An 18759-nucleotide genomic window follows, 5' to 3' on the forward strand; every position below is an offset into this window, starting at 1 on the left:
GCTGTAAAAGATGCGATTATTTTTCGTGTTATCCGATAAGAATCTCAGCATTCTATATAAGAAAGTATTATGATCATGAACGATTGTTTGAAATTGATGCAGTGTGTTATATCAGTGCAACAATTTTGCACCAAATTGGGGCGATAGTGAGCTATTTAAATATGCCATAATTTGAAAATGTGTGAATATGGTGCATTTACACAAGCAAACAGTATAATGAGTTCAAGACAAGGAGCCTAAATCATGATTACTTATAAGTAATTCAATGTTTTAGGTATGCTTTAAAATTGTTGGTATGATAATTGCTAATTATACATCAACACCTAACACGCACTTAACAAGTGCATAAAAATTTCATTGGAGCAAATGAGCATGGCGAACAAGGTCCTTCAACTCATCAAAGAAAGTGGCGCAAAATGGGTCGATTTTCGCTTTACTGATACTAAGGGTAAAGAACAGCACGTAACTTACCCAGCTGATACCATTGATGAAGATACATTCGAAGACGGTAAAATGTTTGATGGTTCTTCAATTGCTGGCTGGAAAGGCATTGAAGCGTCTGACATGATCTTACGTCCAGATGCTGAAACTGGTTTCCTTGACCCGTTCTTTGCTGAACCGACTGTTGTTGTGACTTGTGACGTTATCGAGCCATCAACTGGTCAAGGTTACGAGCGTGACCCACGTTCAATTGCTCGTCGTGCTGAAGAATACTTAAAATCTACAGGTATCGGTGATACTGCATTCTTTGGTCCAGAACCAGAATTCTTCGTTTTCGACGAAGTGAAATGGGACATCGACATGTCTGGCGCGCGCCACACATTGATCGCTGAAGAAGCAGCTTGGTCGACTGGTAAAGACTATGAAGCTGGTAACTCTGGTCACCGTCCACGTGTGAAAGGCGGTTACTTCCCAGTTCCTCCTGTTGATTCTTCACAAGATATGCGTGCTGACATGTGTGCAAAAATCGAAGACATCATGGGCCCAGGTCGTGTAGAAGTACATCACCACGAAGTTGCATCTTGCCAGTTAGAAATTGGTGTAAGCTTCAACACTTTAGTTCGTAAAGCGGACGAAGTACAACAGTTCAAATATGCAGTTTGGAACGTTGCTCACCAATATGCAAAAACAGCAACCTTTATGCCTAAACCAATGGTAGGTGATAACGGTTCTGGTATGCACGTTCATATGTCAATCTCTAAAGATGGCAAGAACTTGTTTGCTGGTGACGAATATGCTGGTTTATCAGAAATGGCATTGTTCTTCATTGGTGGTGTAATCAAGCATGCTCGTGCATTGAATGCAATTACAAACCCTTCTACAAACTCGTATAAGCGTTTGGTTCCACATTTTGAAGCGCCAATTATGCTTGCTTACTCAGCACGTAACCGTTCTGCTTCGATCCGTATTCCTTACGTTTCTAGCCCGAAAGGCAAGCGTATTGAAGCACGTTTCCCAGATCCAATGATGAACCCGTACTTAGGTTTCGCGGCATTGTTGATGGCTGGTCTTGATGGTATTCAAAACAAGATCCACCCAGGTGAAGCTGCTGATAAAAACTTATATGATCTTCCTCCAGAAGAAGAAGCAAAAATTCCAACAGTTGCTCACAGCTTGGATATGGCACTTGAAGCACTTCAAAATGACCATGAGTTCCTGTTAAAAGGTGGCGTGTTCACTAAAGAAATGCTTGATGCATATATCGAACTTAAAACTGAAGAAGTTCGTCGTCTTAACACGACAACTCACCCAGTTGAATTTGATATGTACTACAGCCTGTAATACATCCCTGATTCAGAAAAGCTCGCTTCGGCGAGCTTTTTTTATGTTTTTGATTCGTTTGAAAGTCGTACTCTTTTTCGTGAGAAATTAATGTAAACTAATCGCGATGTTTTTAGTGAGCCAAGCATGCGAAATTTACGACCAAACAGAATAAAAGGAAAAGAGCTTCCTGCAGTATTAAAAAAATGGTTGTACGCATCAGGATCATTGACCCAACAATTGACTGATTTAGGTCAAGGTCAGTTTCATGTTGAACGCATTAAAGAACATTATCAGCGCCTGACTTTGAATGACAGTCAGTGGATGAAAATGCCAGCGCAGCATGTGGCATGGGTGAGAGAAACCAATCTTTATGGCAGCGAAGAGCAGGCTTGGGTAAAAGCAAAAAGTATTTTCCCAATTTTAAGCTTGCAAAAAAAGGCGAGATTATTTCAGCATATTGGTAATAAACCGATTGGCTGGTTTCTGTTTCAGAGAACCAGTCCAGCTTGCGAGAGACGCGTCATTTATCTTGAAGAGGGATGGACACGTCAGAGTTGCTATACTTGGCATGGTTGTAAGTTTATTGTGCAGGAAACGTTTTTACCTGCATTTGAACAGTTTATTCAACAGCATTGACGCCTAAGGATTATCATGGAAACAGTGCAACACACGACTTGGCGACAACGTTTAGAAGCCTATTATTACCTTTGTCGTTTTGATAAGCCGATTGGCACAGAATTAGTATTCTGGCCAACCATGTGGGCGTTATGGATTGCATCCAAAGGAATTCCAGATCTCAAAATCCTGTTTATTATGATTTTGGGTGTTATTTTTATGCGTGCAGCTGGTTGTGCGATTAATGATTTTGCTGACCGTAAAGTAGATGCGCATGTTGAGCGAACCAAAACACGTCCCTTAGCAACAGGAATTATTCGTGCTAGAGAGGCTGTTTTTGTGTTTCTGGCCTTGGTGCTGGCAAGTGCTGCCTTGTTATTTTTTCTGCCGATTGAATCATTTTACTGGTCTTTTGGGGCATTATTCTTAGCGTTTATTTATCCTTTTATGAAGCGCTATACCAATTTACCGCAAGTATTTTTAGGTGCAGCATTCTCGTGGTCAATTCCAATGGCGTATACGGCTGTTGGGCAAACGCCTGACTTAACCTGCTGGCTGCTTTATTTTGGTAATTTGGCGTGGACAGTGGCCTACGATACCCAATATGCAATTACAGATCGTGAATATGATCTAAAAATTGGGGTGAAATCGACTGCTATTTTATTTGGTCGTTATGATATCCAGATAATTGGTCTGCTTCAGGTAATGAGCCTGATTTTGATCGGCAGTGCCTTGTATTTGGAAAATCTTTTGTTGCCTTTTGGCTTGATTGCATTGTGCGTGGTCGCAGGTGATTTTATTTATCAGGCGATAAAAACCAAAGATCGTGATCCACAAATCTGTTTTTGGGCATTCCGTCACAATCGCTGGGTAGGGATGATTATTTTTATCGGAATTTTTTTAGAATTAATAGCTTAATCTGACTATCTAGTTGAAAAGTGTCCTATGCAGGGCACTTTTTTTATGCCTTAATAAGGTGGCATGTAGTTTCATGCACAAAAATAACACAAGCATTAAAAGGATATTTTATGAAACGGTCTAAGATCGCATTGGCAATGACGTTCTCAATTTCTGCATTATTTTTAACTGCATGTAATGACAATGATGATCGTTATACGGGTAGTGATTCGAACAAAACCTTTCTATCTGAAAGCACTTATTCTAAAGATAAGGTAGATAATGCTGCATCAGTTAAAGTCATGACCTATAACATGGTCAATGTTCAGGGACGTACTGCGAAAGCGACAGCATTGGTCATGTTTCCGAAAGTTGCTCAGCCTGCCGATGGTTATAGAGTCGTGGTGTGGGAGCATGGTACGGTTGGAGTGGGTGATAGCTGTGCCCCAAGTAATAATACAGTGAATCCGCGTTTTAAAATTCTCGCTGATACTTTATTGGCGGCAGGATATGTAGTGATTGCACCAGATTATGAGGGTTTAGGGACTCCTGGAATTCATCCATATCTAAACTTGGGCAGTGAAGCTAAATCTGCGATTGCAGCGGTAAAAGCAGCAAAAGATCATTATGGAGCACAACTCAACGGACAATGGATGTCAATTGGTCAGTCCCAAGGTGGGCATGCTTCATTAGGTACTGCTGAGTTTGCGAATAATGATACAAACTATAAAGGAGCTGTTGCTGGGGCGCCTGCTTCAAGCCTTGGCTACATTATTTCTGTTGTAGCGCCTCAGGCAATTGCAAATATTCTTAAGCAAGAACAAGCTGGTCTTGTGCCAGTAGGCACGGCTGTTGAAGTATATGCAGAGCTACTTGCTTATGCTGCATATACTACTGTTGGTATTACAGCTTATGATCCTAAATTTAATTATAGAGAAATTTTTCAGGAGCGTTCTCGCTCAATTGCTGAGTTTGCTGAAGGTACTACAGGTGAAAATGGCGTTTGCTTAGATGATTTACATAATAAGTTTGCGGCAGATATTCGTGACTTTATTAGTAAAGATACCACTAAGACTGTTTTGGACTATCCAGGCTTAGCAGGCAACTTCCAAGAAAATCCAACGGTGAAAAAATTTCTAGTAGATAACCAACCTGCGACCAAGAAAATTAATACACCTGTCATGATTATTCAAGGTAAGCTAGATATGGCCGTTCCTTATGACGTGACAAAAGCTTTGCAAAATGGATTAAAAGCCTTAGGTACAAAGGTTGAATTCTTAGGGGTTGATGGAGCAAGTCATACACAGGCTATTGTATGCAAAAATGCTCAAGCATATGGATTTATTCAAGCTAATATGTCAGCGGGTACGGGTGTTGTTTTGACTGATGCTCAGAAAGATGCCAGCCAAAGTCCGCACTGTACAGGTAAGTTCTAAATTTAGTTTTTATTACGATCTAAATGTCAAAAAAGAGTCTCTTTATCGAGGCTCTTTTTTGTTATATTGTTGCACTTGTTAAAATTGATGTCGTTTGAGTTTAAATCGCTTATGAGCCAGCAGCCTGTTGAAAAAAAATCAGTTCCTTGGTTATTAATGGGTTTGGGATTATTGATTCCAATTTTTATTGTAGGGATGGCTTTTCTGGCAGCTAAAAGTGATGCGCAAACCAAGAAAAAATATGATCAGCAACATGCTGAAATTGCCAAAAAATTTGAACAGCAAAAAAGTGCTGATCAAGCAGAAAAAACTGAATAATCTCCTTAGCAGTGCTACGTTATCGAATATCCATCTGTAACTGTTTTATCGATGGAATCTGAGTATAACGTTGCACTTGATAGCCTGCTTCTTGCAGCATTTGATCGCGTTTCTGATCTTCTAATTCCTTACCAATATGACTTGGATCATCTAACTCGATAATCGCGAGTACCTTCATTTCTTTATCTAAAACCACAAAGTCTGTGACCTTGCGATTGAACTTACTGCGAATTTTGTAGTGATGACTGGTAATGAGTGCGCTAAACGCCACTTGTGCCAGAACATGGTGTTGTGGGAAGGCTTGCTGCAAACGAATAAACATTCGAGATTCAAATGAGGTAATCACAGGGCGAGCAAAAAATTCTTGTTTGCTAAAAAAAGGGCGCAGGCAGCTAAAAAGAAGTATAGCTGTGCTTAGAAAGCCGATAACCAGAAAGATGAGATGATTTGATTCAAACATATATTTAACAGGGTGCAAATAAAAAACCCACTCAATAAGAGTGGGTTTTTTAGAATCTTGGCTCTCCCACCTGGGCTCGAACCAGGGACCTGCGGATTAACAGTCCGTCGCTCTACCGACTGAGCTATGGGAGAATCTGGAACGAATTTTAGGGGGTAAATGCAAGCCCGTCAAGTAAAATGAGTATGAATAATAATCGCTTAACTAAAATATTGGCTATTAACGTGCAACTTGGTTACATTGTGTCAATTCAGACGATTTGGCATTCCAGATTGCACCCGCCGAGTTTTTATAATAACTAATCTTACCGATACGTAACACGAGGCTTTGACAAGAGTCTAGAGATAGGGCATTTCCCCAAGGGCCAGACATCGTACAAACTTTTCCATTACACTTCCAGACCACATTGGGTCCGTTCTCGATTGGGACAGTTACGGTTCCTTTATAAGAAGAACCTGCATACCAAGTGGTTTGGGCAGCCATGACTGGGCTGGATAGGAATATTAAACAGAATATAAATTTTTTCATTATGTGCTTTCCCTAACATTGTTTTTCAATTTGATTTTATATTAAAAATAGCGTGGTGGATAAAATATGTACGATTATCTAAAATGAAAAGAACAAATACATCGTAATGTTAAGAATAGAACAGAATTTTATGCTTATAAAATAAAAAGCCCATATCAATGATATGGGCTTTTTAGAATCTTGGCTCTCCCACCTGGGCTCGAACCAGGGACCTGCGGATTAACAGTCCGTCGCTCTACCGACTGAGCTATGGGAGAATCTGAGTGCCATTATAGGCAGCTTTTTAAATCGGTCAAGCTAAAAATGTCATGTTTCCTTCATTTTTGTGTCGTATGCTTTTTATTTGCACAATTACGAGAAAGTAGGAAAAATAACTTGAACTTTGATCAGGCTATTGCTAGATTCGAATTAGAAAGAACGTTTAGATATTCATCTAAACAGTGTGGATTTAACCCTACTTGCCAGCACTAAAATGGCTAAACCGGAGGTCGAAATGACGACTCTTAGTATTAAAACTATTTTTTCAAATTTTTCTTTTTATCAAGAACATTATCTCGAAATCATTCAGGATTCGGCACAGTATTATACGCCAGTCGAAAATGCATTCTTAAATACCTTTCCATTTAAGCAACAAGCCTTGTTTTTAGGTGATTTATTGCAATTGTGGTTCGGGAATAAATGGAAAATCCAAAACGTTCATAATCTATTAGCGCAAAAAAATATCTCAACGCTTGATGAGCATGCGCCGTTGTATTTATTTCAGTTAGGTGGCGAACTGTTTTTAGGCGCAAATACTGCATTGGCATGGTCTGTTGCAGAGCAAAAGGTGGTCACAGTACAGGTGAAAAGTATCTGGCAATATGCGGTGTTTAGTCATTTGTGCATTCGACCAAAGCTATTCAAACAAAATAAAGCGATTGCCTAGGGCTATTATAGCCCTAGTGTGCTTTTGAATTAAGCTCGGATGATCATGCAGGTCGCAGTAGCATGAGCGTACAGCTTGCCATCGGCATTGACAATTTTACCTTCGGAAATACTTAAATTTTTACTGATATTAATTATATTTCCAGTGGCAATGAGCTTCTGATTTCTTGGAACAGGGCGGCACATTTTAATATTAAGATCAATGGTGCCGTAGCCTACGCCAGCCTCTAAAAGGGTATGCACAGCACAACCTGTCACCGAATCCAGTACGGTTGCCGCAAACCCTCCATGCACACCTCCGAGAGGATTCAGGTGTCGTTCATCCGCCTGTACTTCAAATTTGATATAACCTTCCGCAACTTCAATCGGTTGCATGGGAATGGTCTGGCTAATACTAGCGGGTGGAATTTTCCCTTCACACATGGCAGTTAAAAATTCAAGTCCATTCATTTCTTTTGGATGCTTCATCTTATATTTCCTTTTATAGTTCTAAAATAGAACCTGTTGATAAAATAGCCTTGAGAGAGCAGGCTGTCAATATTAGTCATTCATTCGCTGAGTATTTTGTAAATTCTAAGTTACTCGCTAATTGCTTTGTTTTATGATGTTTATAAATGTCTTTATAACAATTTTGAATAAAAGGTAAATTTATAATGAACGGACAATGTGTATGTGGTGAGACCACTTTTGATGTTGAATTAAGCAATCATGATGTACATGCCTGCCATTGTTCTATCTGTCGTAGGCAGACCAGTGGCGTGATTATGACCCTTGATGTCGAACAAGGTAGTTTAAAATTTTTGAAGCAGGATCATTTAGCAATTTACAATTCATCTGCATGGGGAGAGCGCGGTTTCTGTAATGCGTGTGGAACAACTTTGTTTTGGCGCACTAAAGATCAGAACTATTGCAATATCAATGCATTTTCTCTGAATGAACCTCCTGAAGATCTAAATTTGGATCTAGAAATTTATATTGATTGTAAACCTGACTTTTATGCTTTTGAAAATTCGACCAAGAAAATGACGGAAGCTGAGGTGATTGCCATGTTTAACCCGAATGAATAGTGATTTATTTATTGCTATAAGTTTTATAAGACCATCATTGCTAGTCATTTAAATACGGGGCGTGAAAGCAACCAAGCAAATGTGCTTTTCAATTTTAGAGTGAATAGGGCGCAAGGAATGCGTACAAGCATGTTATTCAAAATTATTATTGCGATGCTGGCCTTTGCTGCAAATTCGGTATTGTGTCGCCTAGCTTTGGCTGGGCAGCAAATTGATCCGATGAGTTTTAGTTTGCTACGTGTACTCAGTGGCGCTGTTGTGTTGATGTTTTTATATTTTGCTCATCGTCGACGTAGTGAAAACCCTTTAAAAATTGAATGGAATCTTAAAAATGCAATTTACCTCGCTGTGTATATTGTTGCCTTCTCGATGGCTTATCTAAAAATAAATGCGGGTGTTGGTGCACTGTTGTTATTTGGAACGGTGCAATTGAGCATGGTGGCTTATGGCATTTTTCATGGCGAGAAAGTTAATCTCATGTGTGGAATTGGTCTGGTTGTTGCTGTATTGGGGATTCTATTTTTATTGTTACCGGGTGCAAATACGCCTAACTTATTTTATTCACTCATCATGATGATTTCTGGTCTGGCTTGGGCAGCATATAGTATTGCAGGGAAGACTATGCGAAGTCCTTTATCCAGCACTTTGGCTAATTTTGTCTTGGCAGTGCCAGTGGTCAGTCTTGGGTTTGTATTATTTGCAAAGGATGTTCTGATCTTGCCGCAGGGGATTGTACTCGCGCTACTTTCTGGTGGTCTGGCCTCTAGCGGTGCTTATATTCTCTGGTATTCAATTGTGCAGAAAATTGACCGAATTACAGCGAGTACAGTACAACTTTCTGTACCTTGTCTGGCGATTTTGGGTGGGAGTTTATTTATTGGAGAAATACCGAATCTTCGAATGATTGTTGCGACAGTGATTGTTCTGATCGGGATTTTATTGGTTATATTTTCCAGTTCGCATAAAAAAACTCATCATGAATGATGAGTTTTTTTATAGCTTTTATGACTTATTTAGCCGCTTTTTCTGCTGCGATAGATGCAATTGCAGCGTCTACGCCTTCAATTGAATCAGCCGCTTTTTTGATACGCGCTAAAGCATCAACCAGTACTTCATCAGCAGTTGCGTAAGAAATACGCATAAAACCGCCTAAACCGAATGCATCACCAGGAACAACGGCAACGCCAGTTTCTTCAAGTAACCATTCAGAGAATTCTGTGCAAGATTTTAAGCCTTTTGCACGAATCAATGGACGGATGTTGGCATAGGCATAGAAAGCGCCATCAGCAGGTAAGCAAGAGATACCTTTAATGTCATTTAAGCCATTCACAACGAGATCATGACGGCGTTTGAATGCTTCAATCATCGGTTGTAAAACGTCTTGTGGACCATTCAATGCCGCTTCAGCCGCAACTTGTGAAATTGAAGTTGGGTTAGAAGTCGATTGAGACTGGATTTTTTTCATTGCGCCAATGATTTTCGCAGGGCCCGCTGCGTAACCAATACGCCAGCCTGTCATTGCATAAGCTTTAGACACACCATTTAAAACAATCGTGCGGTCATATAAGTCTGGTGCAACAGTTGCAATGTTGTAGAACTCATCTTCCCAGCGAATTGGTTCATACATGTCATCAGATGCAACAAAAACCTGTGGGTGACGACGTAATACTTCAGCCAAAGCTTCAAGTTCAGCTTTGGTGTAGATCATGCCTGTCGGATTAGATGGGCTGTTTAAAACAACTAAACGTGTATTTGGCGTAATCGCCGCTTCCAGTTGTTCAGGTGTGATTTTGAAACGTTGCTCTTCACCACATTTCACGATGACAGGAGTACCTTCTGCAATGATTACCATATCTGGATAGCTCACCCAGAATGGCGCAGGAATAATCACTTCATCGCCTTTGTTTAACAAAGCGAGTGCGAGGTTAAAGAAGCTTTGTTTGCCGCCACAAGACACCAGAATCTGGTTGGCTTGATAATCGAGATTATTATCGCGTTTAAGTTTTGCAATAATTGCTTTTTTTAAGCTTGGAGTACCGTCTACGGCTGTATATTTGGTAAAGCCTTTATTAATGGCTTCAATTGCAGCATCTTTGATGTGTTGAGGTGTATCGAAGTCTGGTTCGCCTGCGCCTAAACCAATCACGTTTTTACCTGCAGCTTTAAGCTCAGCAGCCTTATTGGTTACTGCAAGTGTAGGGGACGGTTTGATAGCATTGACACGATCAGAGAGACGTACGTCCACGGCATTATTCCTTCTTATGGGATTAAAAAATAAAAAGCAGGTTATCTTAGCCTAATTAGCCTTCATTGTGGTCGAAACTTGCCTTAATCGCATAAAAAGTTACCAAATTTTAATTCTTAAACGCATTCTATTTTTTTACATATTTTATTTTTATCAAAAGCCTAAAAATCCATTACAATAGCGGCTAGAAATCTAGATTTCGAGAGAATTTCAATGAGTACCCAGCAACCTAAAGCAAAAAAAGCTTTAGTGAAATTACCATTCCCTATGCCATCTGCTCAGGATGATTCTGATGATGCAGCGCATAATCAGGTTCGTCCAAAACCTGAGCAATATGCAGATCGTACCTGGATGCCACCACGCGGCACACGTCGTTCGATGGGGAAGCGTTAAGAGAAAAGCCAATCAATCTGATTGGCTTTTTTGTTTTTTAATGGCGATTTAATGGATGTTGTATTTCTAGTTCACCACGCCACAGCTTGATGAAATCATATTCATCAATATCGTAAAGTTCCATCAAGGCAATAATCACACTGACATAAATCATTGCGCCTTCCGATTTGTCATGGAAATTAAAAATCTTGCCGTTGAGCTTACCGAGAATATCGCTAATTTCATGTTCACGCCCACGTCCATAACGGTCACGTGGATAAAGCTCTTCATTTAAAACTACCAGTGCAATAGCTTTTTCAGCTGCTGTTAAACTGGTTTTATCCAGTGCTTCTTCGAAAGATTCATAACCATGATTGAAGTAGAAAATCACTTCATCATTAATAAAGGCCTGCACAGTGGCTGCGGTTAAGTTGGGGAACTGGGAAACTGCATCTTCTTCAATATAAGGACGGAAAGATTCGGGGAAAATCACATTGGAATGAATGCCTTTAAATAATGGTGCGATTTCAGAGACTTTATAACCGGCGATACCACAACCTAGTGCCGTCAAAAAGTATTTCATTTTGGCATGGTTTTTTGCATAGATCTTGAAATCATCGACATAATGCTCGATCTGGGCGAGTGGCATTTGTTGTAAATGTTCATTGAGGGTTGGAATTGCAAAGCTTTGTCCTGCCCAACCTCGACCAACACCTTTGACTGCTGCAAAGTGTTGAGCTGCGACACGTGCTGCACCGCTGTCGTGTATACCCGCCAGATTACTGCCAAAAACAAAAACTGTATCTTCTGGGAGTTCCGTTACTATTGTTTCGTCGTGGTATTGGTAAGACATATTTTTACCATTGAAATCGAGTATAACTTCATGTTGCAGTCGATTGGGCAGATGGTCAAGTAAAATCTAAGAAATTACATGGCACAAAAGATTTCATAAAATCATCGATGCAACACTTTAAATCAATCACATTTTCCCCCATAAATAGGGATTAAGTTTTAGTGTAGGAATGAGCTTGTGAGCGAAAACCAGCCTTTTGAGTTAGTCACCAATTATCAACCTGCGGGTGATCAGCCTCAGGCCATTGAGAAATTGGTCAGTGGTATTGACCAGGGTTTTCGTAATCAGTTGCTGCTCGGGGTAACCGGTTCAGGTAAAACCTATACCATGGCCAATGTGATTGCCCAAACCCAACGTCCAACCATTGTGATGGCGCATAACAAAACCCTTGCGGCTCAGCTTTATGGTGAGTTCAAAGCATTCTTTCCAAATAATGCAGTGGAGTATTTCGTCAGTTATTACGATTACTACCAGCCAGAAGCGTATGTGCCATCTTCAGATACGTTTATTGAAAAAGATTCGGCGATTAATGACCACATTGACCAGATGCGTTTGTCTGCGACGCGTGCTTTGTTAGAGCGTCGTGATGCCATTATCGTGGCTTCGGTTTCTGCGATTTATGGTTTGGGTGATCCAAATGCCTATATGCAAATGCTCTTGCATATCGTACAAGGTGATCGGGTCAGTCGTGATGACATTATTCGTCGTCTGGTGGAAATGCAATATACCCGTAATGAACTGGAGTTCTTGCGTGGTACTTATCGTATTCGCGGTGAAATTATTGATATTTTCCCTGCCGAATCGGATAAGGATGCAATTCGGGTTGAATTGTTTGATGACGAAGTTGATTCGATTCGTTGGTTTGATCCATTGACAGGAAAACTGGTACGTAAAGTTCCGCGAGTAACGATTTATCCAAAAAGTCACTATGTTACGCCAAAAGACCATTTAACCCGTGCTATTGATACCATTAAAGATGAATTGAAAGACCAGCTCAAATTTTTCAAGGATCACGACAAATTACTGGAAGCGCAACGTATCGAACAGCGTACCCGTTATGATCTGGAAATGATGCAACAGCTCGGTTATACCAACGGGATCGAGAACTATTCACGTCATTTGTCAGGTCGTACAGCAGGCGAAGCACCGCCAACCTTATTTGATTATGTGCCAGAAGACGCATTGCTGATTATTGATGAGTCGCATGTGACGGTACCTCAGATTGGTGCAATGTATAAAGGTGACCGTTCACGTAAAGAAAATCTGGTGAATTATGGTTTCCGTTTACCAAGCGCTTTAGATAACCGTCCAATGAAATTTGAAGAGTGGGAGCGAATTGTTCCGACTACGGTTTTTGTGAGTGCCACGCCAGCGCATTATGAACTGGAAAAATCTGAACAAATCGTTGAGCAGGTAGTTCGTCCGACGGGTCTGATTGATCCCGAGATTGAAGTGCGTCCAGTATTGACACAGGTCGATGATGTCTTGTCCGAGATCAATATTCGTAAACAATTGAATGAACGTGTGCTGGTGACCACCTTAACCAAGCGTATGGCAGAAGATTTAACGTCTTATTTAAAAGAATATGGCGTCAAAGTGGCTTATCTGCATTCGGATATTGATACGGTTGAACGGGTCAAGATTATCCATGAATTACGTACTGGTGTGCATGATGTACTGGTCGGGATTAACTTGTTGCGTGAAGGTCTGGATATGCCAGAAGTTTCTCTGGTGGCGATTCTGGATGCCGATAAGGAAGGTTTCCTGCGTTCAGAACGTTCATTGATCCAGACCATTGGTCGTGCTGCACGTAATGTGAAAGGTAAAGCGATTTTATATGCAGATCGTATTACGGATTCCATGCGTAAAGCGATGGATGAAACCGAGCGCCGTCGCAATAAACAGATTGAGTTTAATGAACTGCATGGCATTACGCCGCGTAGTGCAGTCCGTCAGGCGATTAAGGAAATCGATACGGGTGAAGTGTTGAGCGATGATGAGATTGATGAAAAAGTGCTTGAACAGGCACAAAGCATCAGTGCCGATGAACAACATCTTTTATCTGATCCAAAATTATTTGCGAAGCACATTAGTAAACTGGAAAAGGAAATGTTGAAAGCCTCTAAAGAACTACAGTTTGAGCAGGCGGCAAGATTGCGCGATGAAATTGTGCGTTTAAAAGCACACATGTTGCAATCTTAATTGAGCAGAGAAACCCTCAAAAGTGATACATATCGCAACAGTTTTTGTTTATTAAATAGGCTATTTTGAATGGCTAAGTATATGACTATTGATAACAAATTTTTGTTTTGAGGATTTCTCATGCCATTTATTAAAAATTTCCCGAAAGCGAGTTGGCGTTTAGCAAAGATTGCAGTGGGTGGGGCGGTTTTGACTGGATTGGCTGTTGGAACCATTGCTTATGCTCAGGCAAAGCCTTTACCGACTGTAGAAAAAGTAGAACTGGATAAATATTTAGGTGTCTGGTACGAAGTCGCTCGAAAACCGATGTTTTTTGAGCGTAAATGTGTCTATAACATTACTGCCACCTATACTGTCAATGAAAATGGCAATATTGTGGTTGATAACAAATGCTATGACAGTGAAGGAAATCTACAGCAAAGTGTGGGTGAAGCTTTTGTTGCCAATGCGCCTTTTAATACCAAATTACGAGTAAGTTTTTTACCTGAAGTGGTGCGCTGGGTGCCTATGGCACGTGGTGATTACTGGATTTTGAAACTGGATAATGACTATCAAACGGTTTTGGTGGGAGAGCCACGCCGTAAATACTTATGGGTATTGTCGCGAACACCAAATCCACACAAAGAAACCATTCATGAATATTTAAATTATGCGAAATCACTTGGCTATAATATTAGTGATGTGATTTATCCTGAACATCGTTAAAATAAGATATACTTGTTTAAAAACCATGCATGCATGGTTTTTTTATTTTTATATAGTGGATAAATCACGTATTTTTTAATTTCCCCATGTAGAGGTTCAAATTGGTTAAAGGTATCGCTTATTCAGTTTTGGCTTCTATCACATTTGGGGTTTTATATTTTTATACTCAACTCCTCGGTGCGCTGGACAGTGAGCAAACCTTTGGCTGGCGAATTATTGCGACCTTGCCTGTTTTGACACTATTTATGTGGTTTAGTGGTGATTTAGTCCATATCAAAACAATATTTAAAAGAATTTTAGCAAAACCGACATTATTACTGTTTTTAATGACCACTTCTGTGCTGACTTCAGCGCAATTGTGGCTGTTCCTGTGGGGGCCAATGCATGGTCGTGGTTTACAGGTTTCATTAGGTTATTTCCTTTTGCCTTTGGTTTTGGTGCTTGCTGGAAGTTTTCTCTATGGAGAGAAACTTTCTAAATTCCAGTATCTCGCTGTAGTGCTCGCGGTGTTTGGAGTGGGGCATGAAATTTGGCGTTTAGGCAGTATTGCTTGGGAAACGGCTTTTGTGGCATTGGGCTATGCGGCTTATTTCATCCTGCGTAAAAAAATCCAGACCGATAATTTGGGTGGTTTTTGGTGGGATATGTTAATTATTCTTCCTGTCGCCATTTTCTTTACACAAACGGGTGACATGCCTTTTCTCAAGTTTCTCGAACATCCGAGTCTGATTCTTGTGGTGATTGGTTTGGGGTTATTAAGTGCGATTGGTTTAGGCAGTTATATTCTAGCCAGCCGTTATTTGCCGCTGATTATTTTTGGTCTATTAGGCTATCTGGAACCTGTTCTGCTGGCACTGGCATCTTTGGTTTTAGGTGAGAAAATTGGCGCTGAAGAATGGCTAACTTATATCCCAATTTGGTTGGCTGTCTTTGTGTTGGTGATCGAAGGTGCGATACATCTTTATCAGCAAAACCAGCGTAAAAAACACTTGGCTCTGAACCTTCAACAATATTCCAAACGTGTCGAGGTAGAGGACAAAACTTAGAAACGCTTGAAAATCCATCAGTAATGATCAGGAAAACTGTTATGGTTGTGACGCACATCACAGCTATTATGATGATTGGAAAAGATTTTTACCTAAATTCACAAAAATAATTATAGGTATTTTATGAATTTATAGTCAATTAGGACAAAATCTTAGCTCGTTTAGCAGCTTTTGATTCAATCTTGATGATAATTCTATTACAATAATGGCGTTTTAAAAATTCACGCCCAGTATATATAAATTAGAGGACGTAACTGTGAGCAAAGAAACAATCGTTGCCCTACACGCAGAACACCAAGGTCGTTGGAAAAACCGTGAAGAAATCGCGGAACGTATGATTACCTTAATCGGTCAATTATACCGTGAGAAAAATATTGTTGTTTCTGTTTACGGTCGTTCTTTAATTAACCGTTCAGTGATCCAGATTTTAAAAACACATCGTCGTACACGTATGCTTGATGTTGAACTTTCTGTTGTAAATACCTTCCCGATTTTAGAAGCGTTAATGAAAGTTGAAAACATCGGTTCTGCTGAAGTGGATATCGGTAAACTTGCTGTTGAATATAAAAATGCAGGCGGTGATGTAGACGCTTTTGTTGCAAACGCTGTTGCTTCAATTCAAGGTAACGCAACTGCTGCTGCGCCTAAAGATGTTGTACTTTACGGTTTTGGTCGTATCGGTCGTATCTTAGCTCGTTTAATCATCAGCCAGTCTGGTTTAGGTCGTGGTTTAAGCCTTAAAGCAATCGTTGTACGTAAATCATCTGATGGTGACTTGGCGAAACGTGCTTCATTATTACGTCGTGACTCTATTCACGGTACTTTTGACGGTACAATTTCTGTAGATGAAGAAAACGAAGCAATCATTGCAAATGGTCAGTTCATCAAAGTGATTTATGCATCAAGCCCAAGCGAAGTGGACTACACTGCGTACGGTATCGAAAATGCACTTTTGATCGACAATACAGGTAAATGGCGTGATGCTGAAGGCCTGAGCCAACACTTGAAATGTGCAGGCGTTGCGCGTGTTGTATTAACAGCACCAAGTAAAGGCGAAATGAAGAACGTTGTATTTGGTGTGAACAACGGCGATATCCTAGATGAAGACAAAATCATCTCTGCTGCAAGCTGCACAACCAACGCAATTACACCTGTATTAAAAGTTTTAGACGACAAATACAAAGTATTGAATGGTCACGTTGAAACAGTTCACTCTTTCACAAACGACCAGAACTTAATTGATAACTATCATAAAGCTGACCGTCGTGGCCGTGCTGCAACGTTGAACATGGTTATCACTGAAACTGGTGCTGCTAAAGCTGTTGCTAAAGCTTTACCTGGCTTAAAAGGCAAGTTAACAGGTAACTCTGTACGCGTTCCAACACCAAACGTTTCTCTTGCAATCTTGAACTTAAACTTAGAGAAAGAAATTGATCGTGAAGAAGTGAACGAATACATTCGTCAAATCTCGATCAACTCTAAGTTACAAGGTCAAATCGGTTATACCAACTCGACTGAAGTTGTATCAAGTGACTTTATCGGTTCACGTACAGCAGGTGTATTTGATGCGCAAGCAACTATCGCTTCTGGTACACGTTTAACTGCTTATGTTTGGTATGATAACGAAGTTGGTTATAGCTGTCAGGTATTACGTATTGCTGAACAAATGTGTGGCGTAAGCTATACCAAAGTTCCTGCTGAAACAAATGCATAATTTGTTCACAGAGCAATAAAAAAAAGCCCAGTTTGAAACTGGGCTTTTTTAATGACTGTACAGAATATATGCTGAATAAAACATAAAAATCGATGAGAATGCAGGAAAAGGGAAATAATTAAACAAGGGATAGATCATTGTTGCAGTTCAGACGTTTATTCGTGGTATTTGCTTTAATTGTTGTGGCCAACTTGTGTGGTGTGTATATCGCAATGTGGGTGTTTAAGCATTTTAATATTTATATCCCATTGAAGAATCAAGATGTTGCGATTGATTTACAAGAGCCATTGCAGGTGCGGGTAAAAGTAAAAGATGCGCTCAATGTTGATGTGAATGGACGTGTTGATGCCAAGATTCCAATCAATGAGCAATTGAATGTTCCACTGACGCAAACCCTGACGCCACGTGTATATTTTGATAGTCAGGTTCCGATCAGTACTACCATTCCTGTCAAGGAAACCATTAAGGTCAATCAAAGTCTACCAATCGATACCAAAGTACAGGTTAAAATTTTAGGCAAGGATGTGACACTGCCTTTAAAAGGCTCGATTCCTTTGCAACTGGATGTACCGATTGATATTCAGGTGCCATTGCAACAAAAAGTACATTTGAAATTTGATGCACCAGTGCGCACGGTCCTCAAGGAAAACTTAAATATTCCGTTGAAAGCACAGCTGAATGCCAATATTCCGATTCAAGGCAATTTAAATGTGCCGATTACTTCTGAGCTGAATGCTTCTGTCGATGTAAAGAATACTTTACCTGTCAAAATTGCGCAGGGTGAACTTAAGATTCCTTTATCCAGTATGTATTTGGGGCGGGTAAAAACACAGGCTGTAGATGAGCCTGCAACGCCAACTGATGTCAAAGTAGGTGAGTGATGGATATAACCAAATCACTGAAAAGCCTGTTGATCAGTTTTGTGATTGTCACAACGCTGGTTGCGATCTTATTTTGGTTTTATCTGAATATTCAGGCCTCATTAATCGTTTCTGCGCAGCAAGCAGATATTCGTTTACCTGAATCATTAGGTACCAAGATTCAGGTTGGAGAACATCTGCGTGTCAAGTCAGAAGGTCAATTGAATACCGTACTGGATATTGACCGTAGTTTGGCCTTGCCTTTAAAAGGCAAATATCTGGCCGATCTAAGCTTTGAGGTCGAAACTCCGATTACGGTCGATATTAATTATGAAACCGTGCTTAAAGTCGATGATGTGGTGCCGATTGAGACCAATACAGATCTGATCTATCAAAATAAATTATTGCCGAAATTTCCGTTGAGCCTAAATATTCCAGTGAAACTGGATATCCCATTTCAATTGAAGCGAACCTATACCGTTCCTGTGAAAATTGTTTTTGATGGGCCAGTACATTTTGCCTTTGATGAGTCGATTAATCTGTCTGTAAAACATCAGTTTAAGCCCAGCTTTTATATGAATGATGCGATTAATATGAGCAAAATCTCGTCTTTTGATGCAATCATGTATAACTCGGTGCAGCAGACCAAAGCCAATCTGGATATGCAAATGGCGTTACCTTTAAAAAATGTAAAACCGTAATCGATATTTTCCAATTGTTAAAAAATGAGACGGCAAATATTCTGCCCAAATT

Annotated in this window: 20 protein-coding genes and 2 tRNA genes; 15 read left to right on the top strand and 7 right to left on the bottom strand. The window is 40.1% G+C overall.

Features of this window, described 5'->3' with window-relative positions:
* The first annotated feature begins 366 nt into the window (after positions 1-366).
* The 5 genes from glnA to AWW72_RS09715 all read left to right on the top strand — a co-directional run bounded on the left by glnA (position 367) and on the right by AWW72_RS09715 (position 5030).
* Complete coding sequence (gene glnA / locus AWW72_RS09695) at positions 367-1782, top strand: type I glutamate--ammonia ligase (protein ID WP_171067042.1); 1416 nt, start codon at positions 367-369, stop codon at positions 1780-1782.
* Between the two features lie 126 nt (positions 1783-1908).
* Entirely contained in the window at positions 1909-2400 is a 492-nt protein-coding gene (locus AWW72_RS09700) for a chorismate--pyruvate lyase family protein (protein ID WP_062847198.1), read from the top strand.
* Positions 2401-2415: 15 nt separating this feature from the next.
* The gene (gene ubiA / locus AWW72_RS09705; RefSeq protein ID WP_062847199.1) at positions 2416-3297 is read left to right on the top strand and encodes a 4-hydroxybenzoate octaprenyltransferase; all 882 of its coding nucleotides are present in this window, start codon (positions 2416-2418) and stop codon (positions 3295-3297) included.
* Between the two features lie 110 nt (positions 3298-3407).
* Positions 3408-4712 carry an alpha/beta hydrolase family protein gene (locus AWW72_RS09710; protein ID WP_062847200.1) on the top strand — a complete coding sequence of 435 codons (1305 nt, stop codon included), beginning with the start codon at positions 3408-3410 and terminating at the stop codon, positions 4710-4712.
* 111 nt (positions 4713-4823) lie between these two features.
* Positions 4824-5030: a hypothetical protein gene (locus tag AWW72_RS09715; RefSeq protein WP_004773701.1), complete on the top strand. Its 207-nt coding sequence runs from the start codon at positions 4824-4826 to the stop codon at positions 5028-5030.
* A gap of 19 nt (positions 5031-5049) precedes the next feature.
* Here AWW72_RS09715 and AWW72_RS09720 read toward each other — a convergent pair whose 3' ends face one another.
* From AWW72_RS09720 to AWW72_RS09735, 4 genes are all read right to left on the bottom strand, one after another.
* Positions 5050-5490: a DUF2726 domain-containing protein gene (locus tag AWW72_RS09720; RefSeq protein WP_047429203.1), complete on the bottom strand. Its 441-nt coding sequence runs from the start codon at positions 5488-5490 to the stop codon at positions 5050-5052.
* A 58-nt stretch (positions 5491-5548) separates the two neighbouring features.
* Positions 5549-5624: transfer RNA gene (locus tag AWW72_RS09725), tRNA-Asn, on the bottom strand.
* Positions 5625-5709: 85 nt separating this feature from the next.
* The gene (locus AWW72_RS09730) at positions 5710-6018 is read right to left on the bottom strand and encodes a DUF8200 family protein (protein WP_004773697.1); all 309 of its coding nucleotides are present in this window, start codon (positions 6016-6018) and stop codon (positions 5710-5712) included.
* Between the two features lie 181 nt (positions 6019-6199).
* Positions 6200-6275, bottom strand: a tRNA-Asn gene (locus AWW72_RS09735).
* A gap of 236 nt (positions 6276-6511) precedes the next feature.
* Between AWW72_RS09735 and AWW72_RS09740 the strand changes: the two genes are divergently transcribed.
* A complete protein-coding gene (locus AWW72_RS09740; RefSeq protein ID WP_062847214.1) occupies positions 6512-6943 on the top strand; it encodes a hypothetical protein in 432 nt (143 codons plus the stop codon).
* A gap of 29 nt (positions 6944-6972) precedes the next feature.
* Here the strand turns inward: AWW72_RS09740 and AWW72_RS09745 are convergent, their stop codons facing one another.
* Positions 6973-7410, bottom strand: a complete 438-nt coding sequence (locus AWW72_RS09745; protein ID WP_062847201.1) for a PaaI family thioesterase — start codon at positions 7408-7410, stop codon at positions 6973-6975.
* A gap of 185 nt (positions 7411-7595) precedes the next feature.
* On the opposite strand from AWW72_RS09745, the gene AWW72_RS09750 reads away from it, so the two are divergent.
* Both AWW72_RS09750 and AWW72_RS09755 read left to right on the top strand, forming a co-directional pair.
* Positions 7596-8009, top strand: coding sequence for a GFA family protein (locus tag AWW72_RS09750; RefSeq protein WP_062847202.1), 414 nt, complete (start codon positions 7596-7598; stop codon positions 8007-8009).
* A 129-nt stretch (positions 8010-8138) separates the two neighbouring features.
* Complete coding sequence (locus AWW72_RS09755; RefSeq protein WP_062847215.1) at positions 8139-8993, top strand: DMT family transporter; 855 nt, start codon at positions 8139-8141, stop codon at positions 8991-8993.
* 25 nt (positions 8994-9018) lie between these two features.
* Here the strand turns inward: AWW72_RS09755 and AWW72_RS09760 are convergent, their stop codons facing one another.
* Entirely contained in the window at positions 9019-10254 is a 1236-nt protein-coding gene (locus AWW72_RS09760) for a pyridoxal phosphate-dependent aminotransferase (RefSeq protein ID WP_016651780.1), read from the bottom strand.
* Between the two features lie 213 nt (positions 10255-10467).
* Here AWW72_RS09760 and AWW72_RS09765 point away from each other — a divergent pair, with 213 nt between their 5' ends.
* On the top strand, positions 10468-10647 hold the full coding sequence (locus AWW72_RS09765) for a hypothetical protein (protein WP_005258791.1): 180 nt from the start codon (positions 10468-10470) through the stop codon (positions 10645-10647).
* 37 nt (positions 10648-10684) lie between these two features.
* On the opposite strand, the gene AWW72_RS09770 is transcribed toward AWW72_RS09765, so the two are convergent.
* On the bottom strand, positions 10685-11479 hold the full coding sequence (locus AWW72_RS09770) for an A1S_2505 family phage non-structural protein (protein ID WP_004773688.1): 795 nt from the start codon (positions 11477-11479) through the stop codon (positions 10685-10687).
* A 177-nt stretch (positions 11480-11656) separates the two neighbouring features.
* Here AWW72_RS09770 and uvrB point away from each other — a divergent pair, with 177 nt between their 5' ends.
* The 6 genes from uvrB to AWW72_RS09800 all read left to right on the top strand — a co-directional run bounded on the left by uvrB (position 11657) and on the right by AWW72_RS09800 (position 18707).
* The gene (gene uvrB, locus AWW72_RS09775; protein ID WP_047429030.1) at positions 11657-13681 is read left to right on the top strand and encodes an excinuclease ABC subunit UvrB; all 2025 of its coding nucleotides are present in this window, start codon (positions 11657-11659) and stop codon (positions 13679-13681) included.
* Positions 13682-13801: 120 nt separating this feature from the next.
* Positions 13802-14386 (top strand): lipocalin family protein, encoded by a 585-nt coding sequence (locus AWW72_RS09780; RefSeq protein WP_004773684.1) that lies wholly within the window; start codon positions 13802-13804, stop codon positions 14384-14386.
* A gap of 101 nt (positions 14387-14487) precedes the next feature.
* Positions 14488-15432 (top strand): EamA family transporter RarD, encoded by a 945-nt coding sequence (rarD, locus tag AWW72_RS09785; RefSeq protein ID WP_062847203.1) that lies wholly within the window; start codon positions 14488-14490, stop codon positions 15430-15432.
* 256 nt (positions 15433-15688) lie between these two features.
* Positions 15689-17146 (top strand): glyceraldehyde-3-phosphate dehydrogenase, encoded by a 1458-nt coding sequence (locus AWW72_RS09790; RefSeq protein WP_005258782.1) that lies wholly within the window; start codon positions 15689-15691, stop codon positions 17144-17146.
* A gap of 137 nt (positions 17147-17283) precedes the next feature.
* The gene (locus AWW72_RS09795) at positions 17284-18027 is read left to right on the top strand and encodes a hypothetical protein (RefSeq protein WP_005258781.1); all 744 of its coding nucleotides are present in this window, start codon (positions 17284-17286) and stop codon (positions 18025-18027) included.
* Positions 18027-18707 (top strand): hypothetical protein, encoded by a 681-nt coding sequence (locus AWW72_RS09800; protein ID WP_062847204.1) that lies wholly within the window; start codon positions 18027-18029, stop codon positions 18705-18707. Before AWW72_RS09795 ends, AWW72_RS09800 begins: the two co-directional genes overlap by 1 nt.
* The last annotated feature ends 52 nt before the right edge of the window (positions 18708-18759 follow it).

Origin of the sequence: Acinetobacter sp. NRRL B-65365 (assembly GCF_001605865.1) — a bacterium.
Lineage (GTDB): Bacteria > Pseudomonadota > Gammaproteobacteria > Pseudomonadales > Moraxellaceae > Acinetobacter > Acinetobacter vivianii.

Coding starts and splice junctions, on each gene's coding strand:
- glnA (WP_171067042.1), top strand. CDS start 367: ATGAGCATGGCGAACAAGGTCCTTCAACTCATCAAAGAAAGTGGCGCA.
- AWW72_RS09700 (WP_062847198.1), top strand. CDS start 1,909: ATGCGAAATTTACGACCAAACAGAATAAAAGGAAAAGAGCTTCCTGCA.
- ubiA (WP_062847199.1), top strand. CDS start 2,416: ATGGAAACAGTGCAACACACGACTTGGCGACAACGTTTAGAAGCCTAT.
- AWW72_RS09710 (WP_062847200.1), top strand. CDS start 3,408: ATGAAACGGTCTAAGATCGCATTGGCAATGACGTTCTCAATTTCTGCA.
- AWW72_RS09715 (WP_004773701.1), top strand. CDS start 4,824: ATGAGCCAGCAGCCTGTTGAAAAAAAATCAGTTCCTTGGTTATTAATG.
- AWW72_RS09720 (WP_047429203.1), bottom strand. CDS start 5,490: ATGTTTGAATCAAATCATCTCATCTTTCTGGTTATCGGCTTTCTAAGC.
- AWW72_RS09730 (WP_004773697.1), bottom strand. CDS start 6,018: ATGAAAAAATTTATATTCTGTTTAATATTCCTATCCAGCCCAGTCATG.
- AWW72_RS09740 (WP_062847214.1), top strand. CDS start 6,512: ATGACGACTCTTAGTATTAAAACTATTTTTTCAAATTTTTCTTTTTAT.
- AWW72_RS09745 (WP_062847201.1), bottom strand. CDS start 7,410: ATGAAGCATCCAAAAGAAATGAATGGACTTGAATTTTTAACTGCCATG.
- AWW72_RS09750 (WP_062847202.1), top strand. CDS start 7,596: ATGAACGGACAATGTGTATGTGGTGAGACCACTTTTGATGTTGAATTA.
- AWW72_RS09755 (WP_062847215.1), top strand. CDS start 8,139: ATGTTATTCAAAATTATTATTGCGATGCTGGCCTTTGCTGCAAATTCG.
- AWW72_RS09765 (WP_005258791.1), top strand. CDS start 10,468: ATGAGTACCCAGCAACCTAAAGCAAAAAAAGCTTTAGTGAAATTACCA.
- AWW72_RS09770 (WP_004773688.1), bottom strand. CDS start 11,479: ATGTCTTACCAATACCACGACGAAACAATAGTAACGGAACTCCCAGAA.
- AWW72_RS09780 (WP_004773684.1), top strand. CDS start 13,802: ATGCCATTTATTAAAAATTTCCCGAAAGCGAGTTGGCGTTTAGCAAAG.
- AWW72_RS09800 (WP_062847204.1), top strand. CDS start 18,027: ATGGATATAACCAAATCACTGAAAAGCCTGTTGATCAGTTTTGTGATT.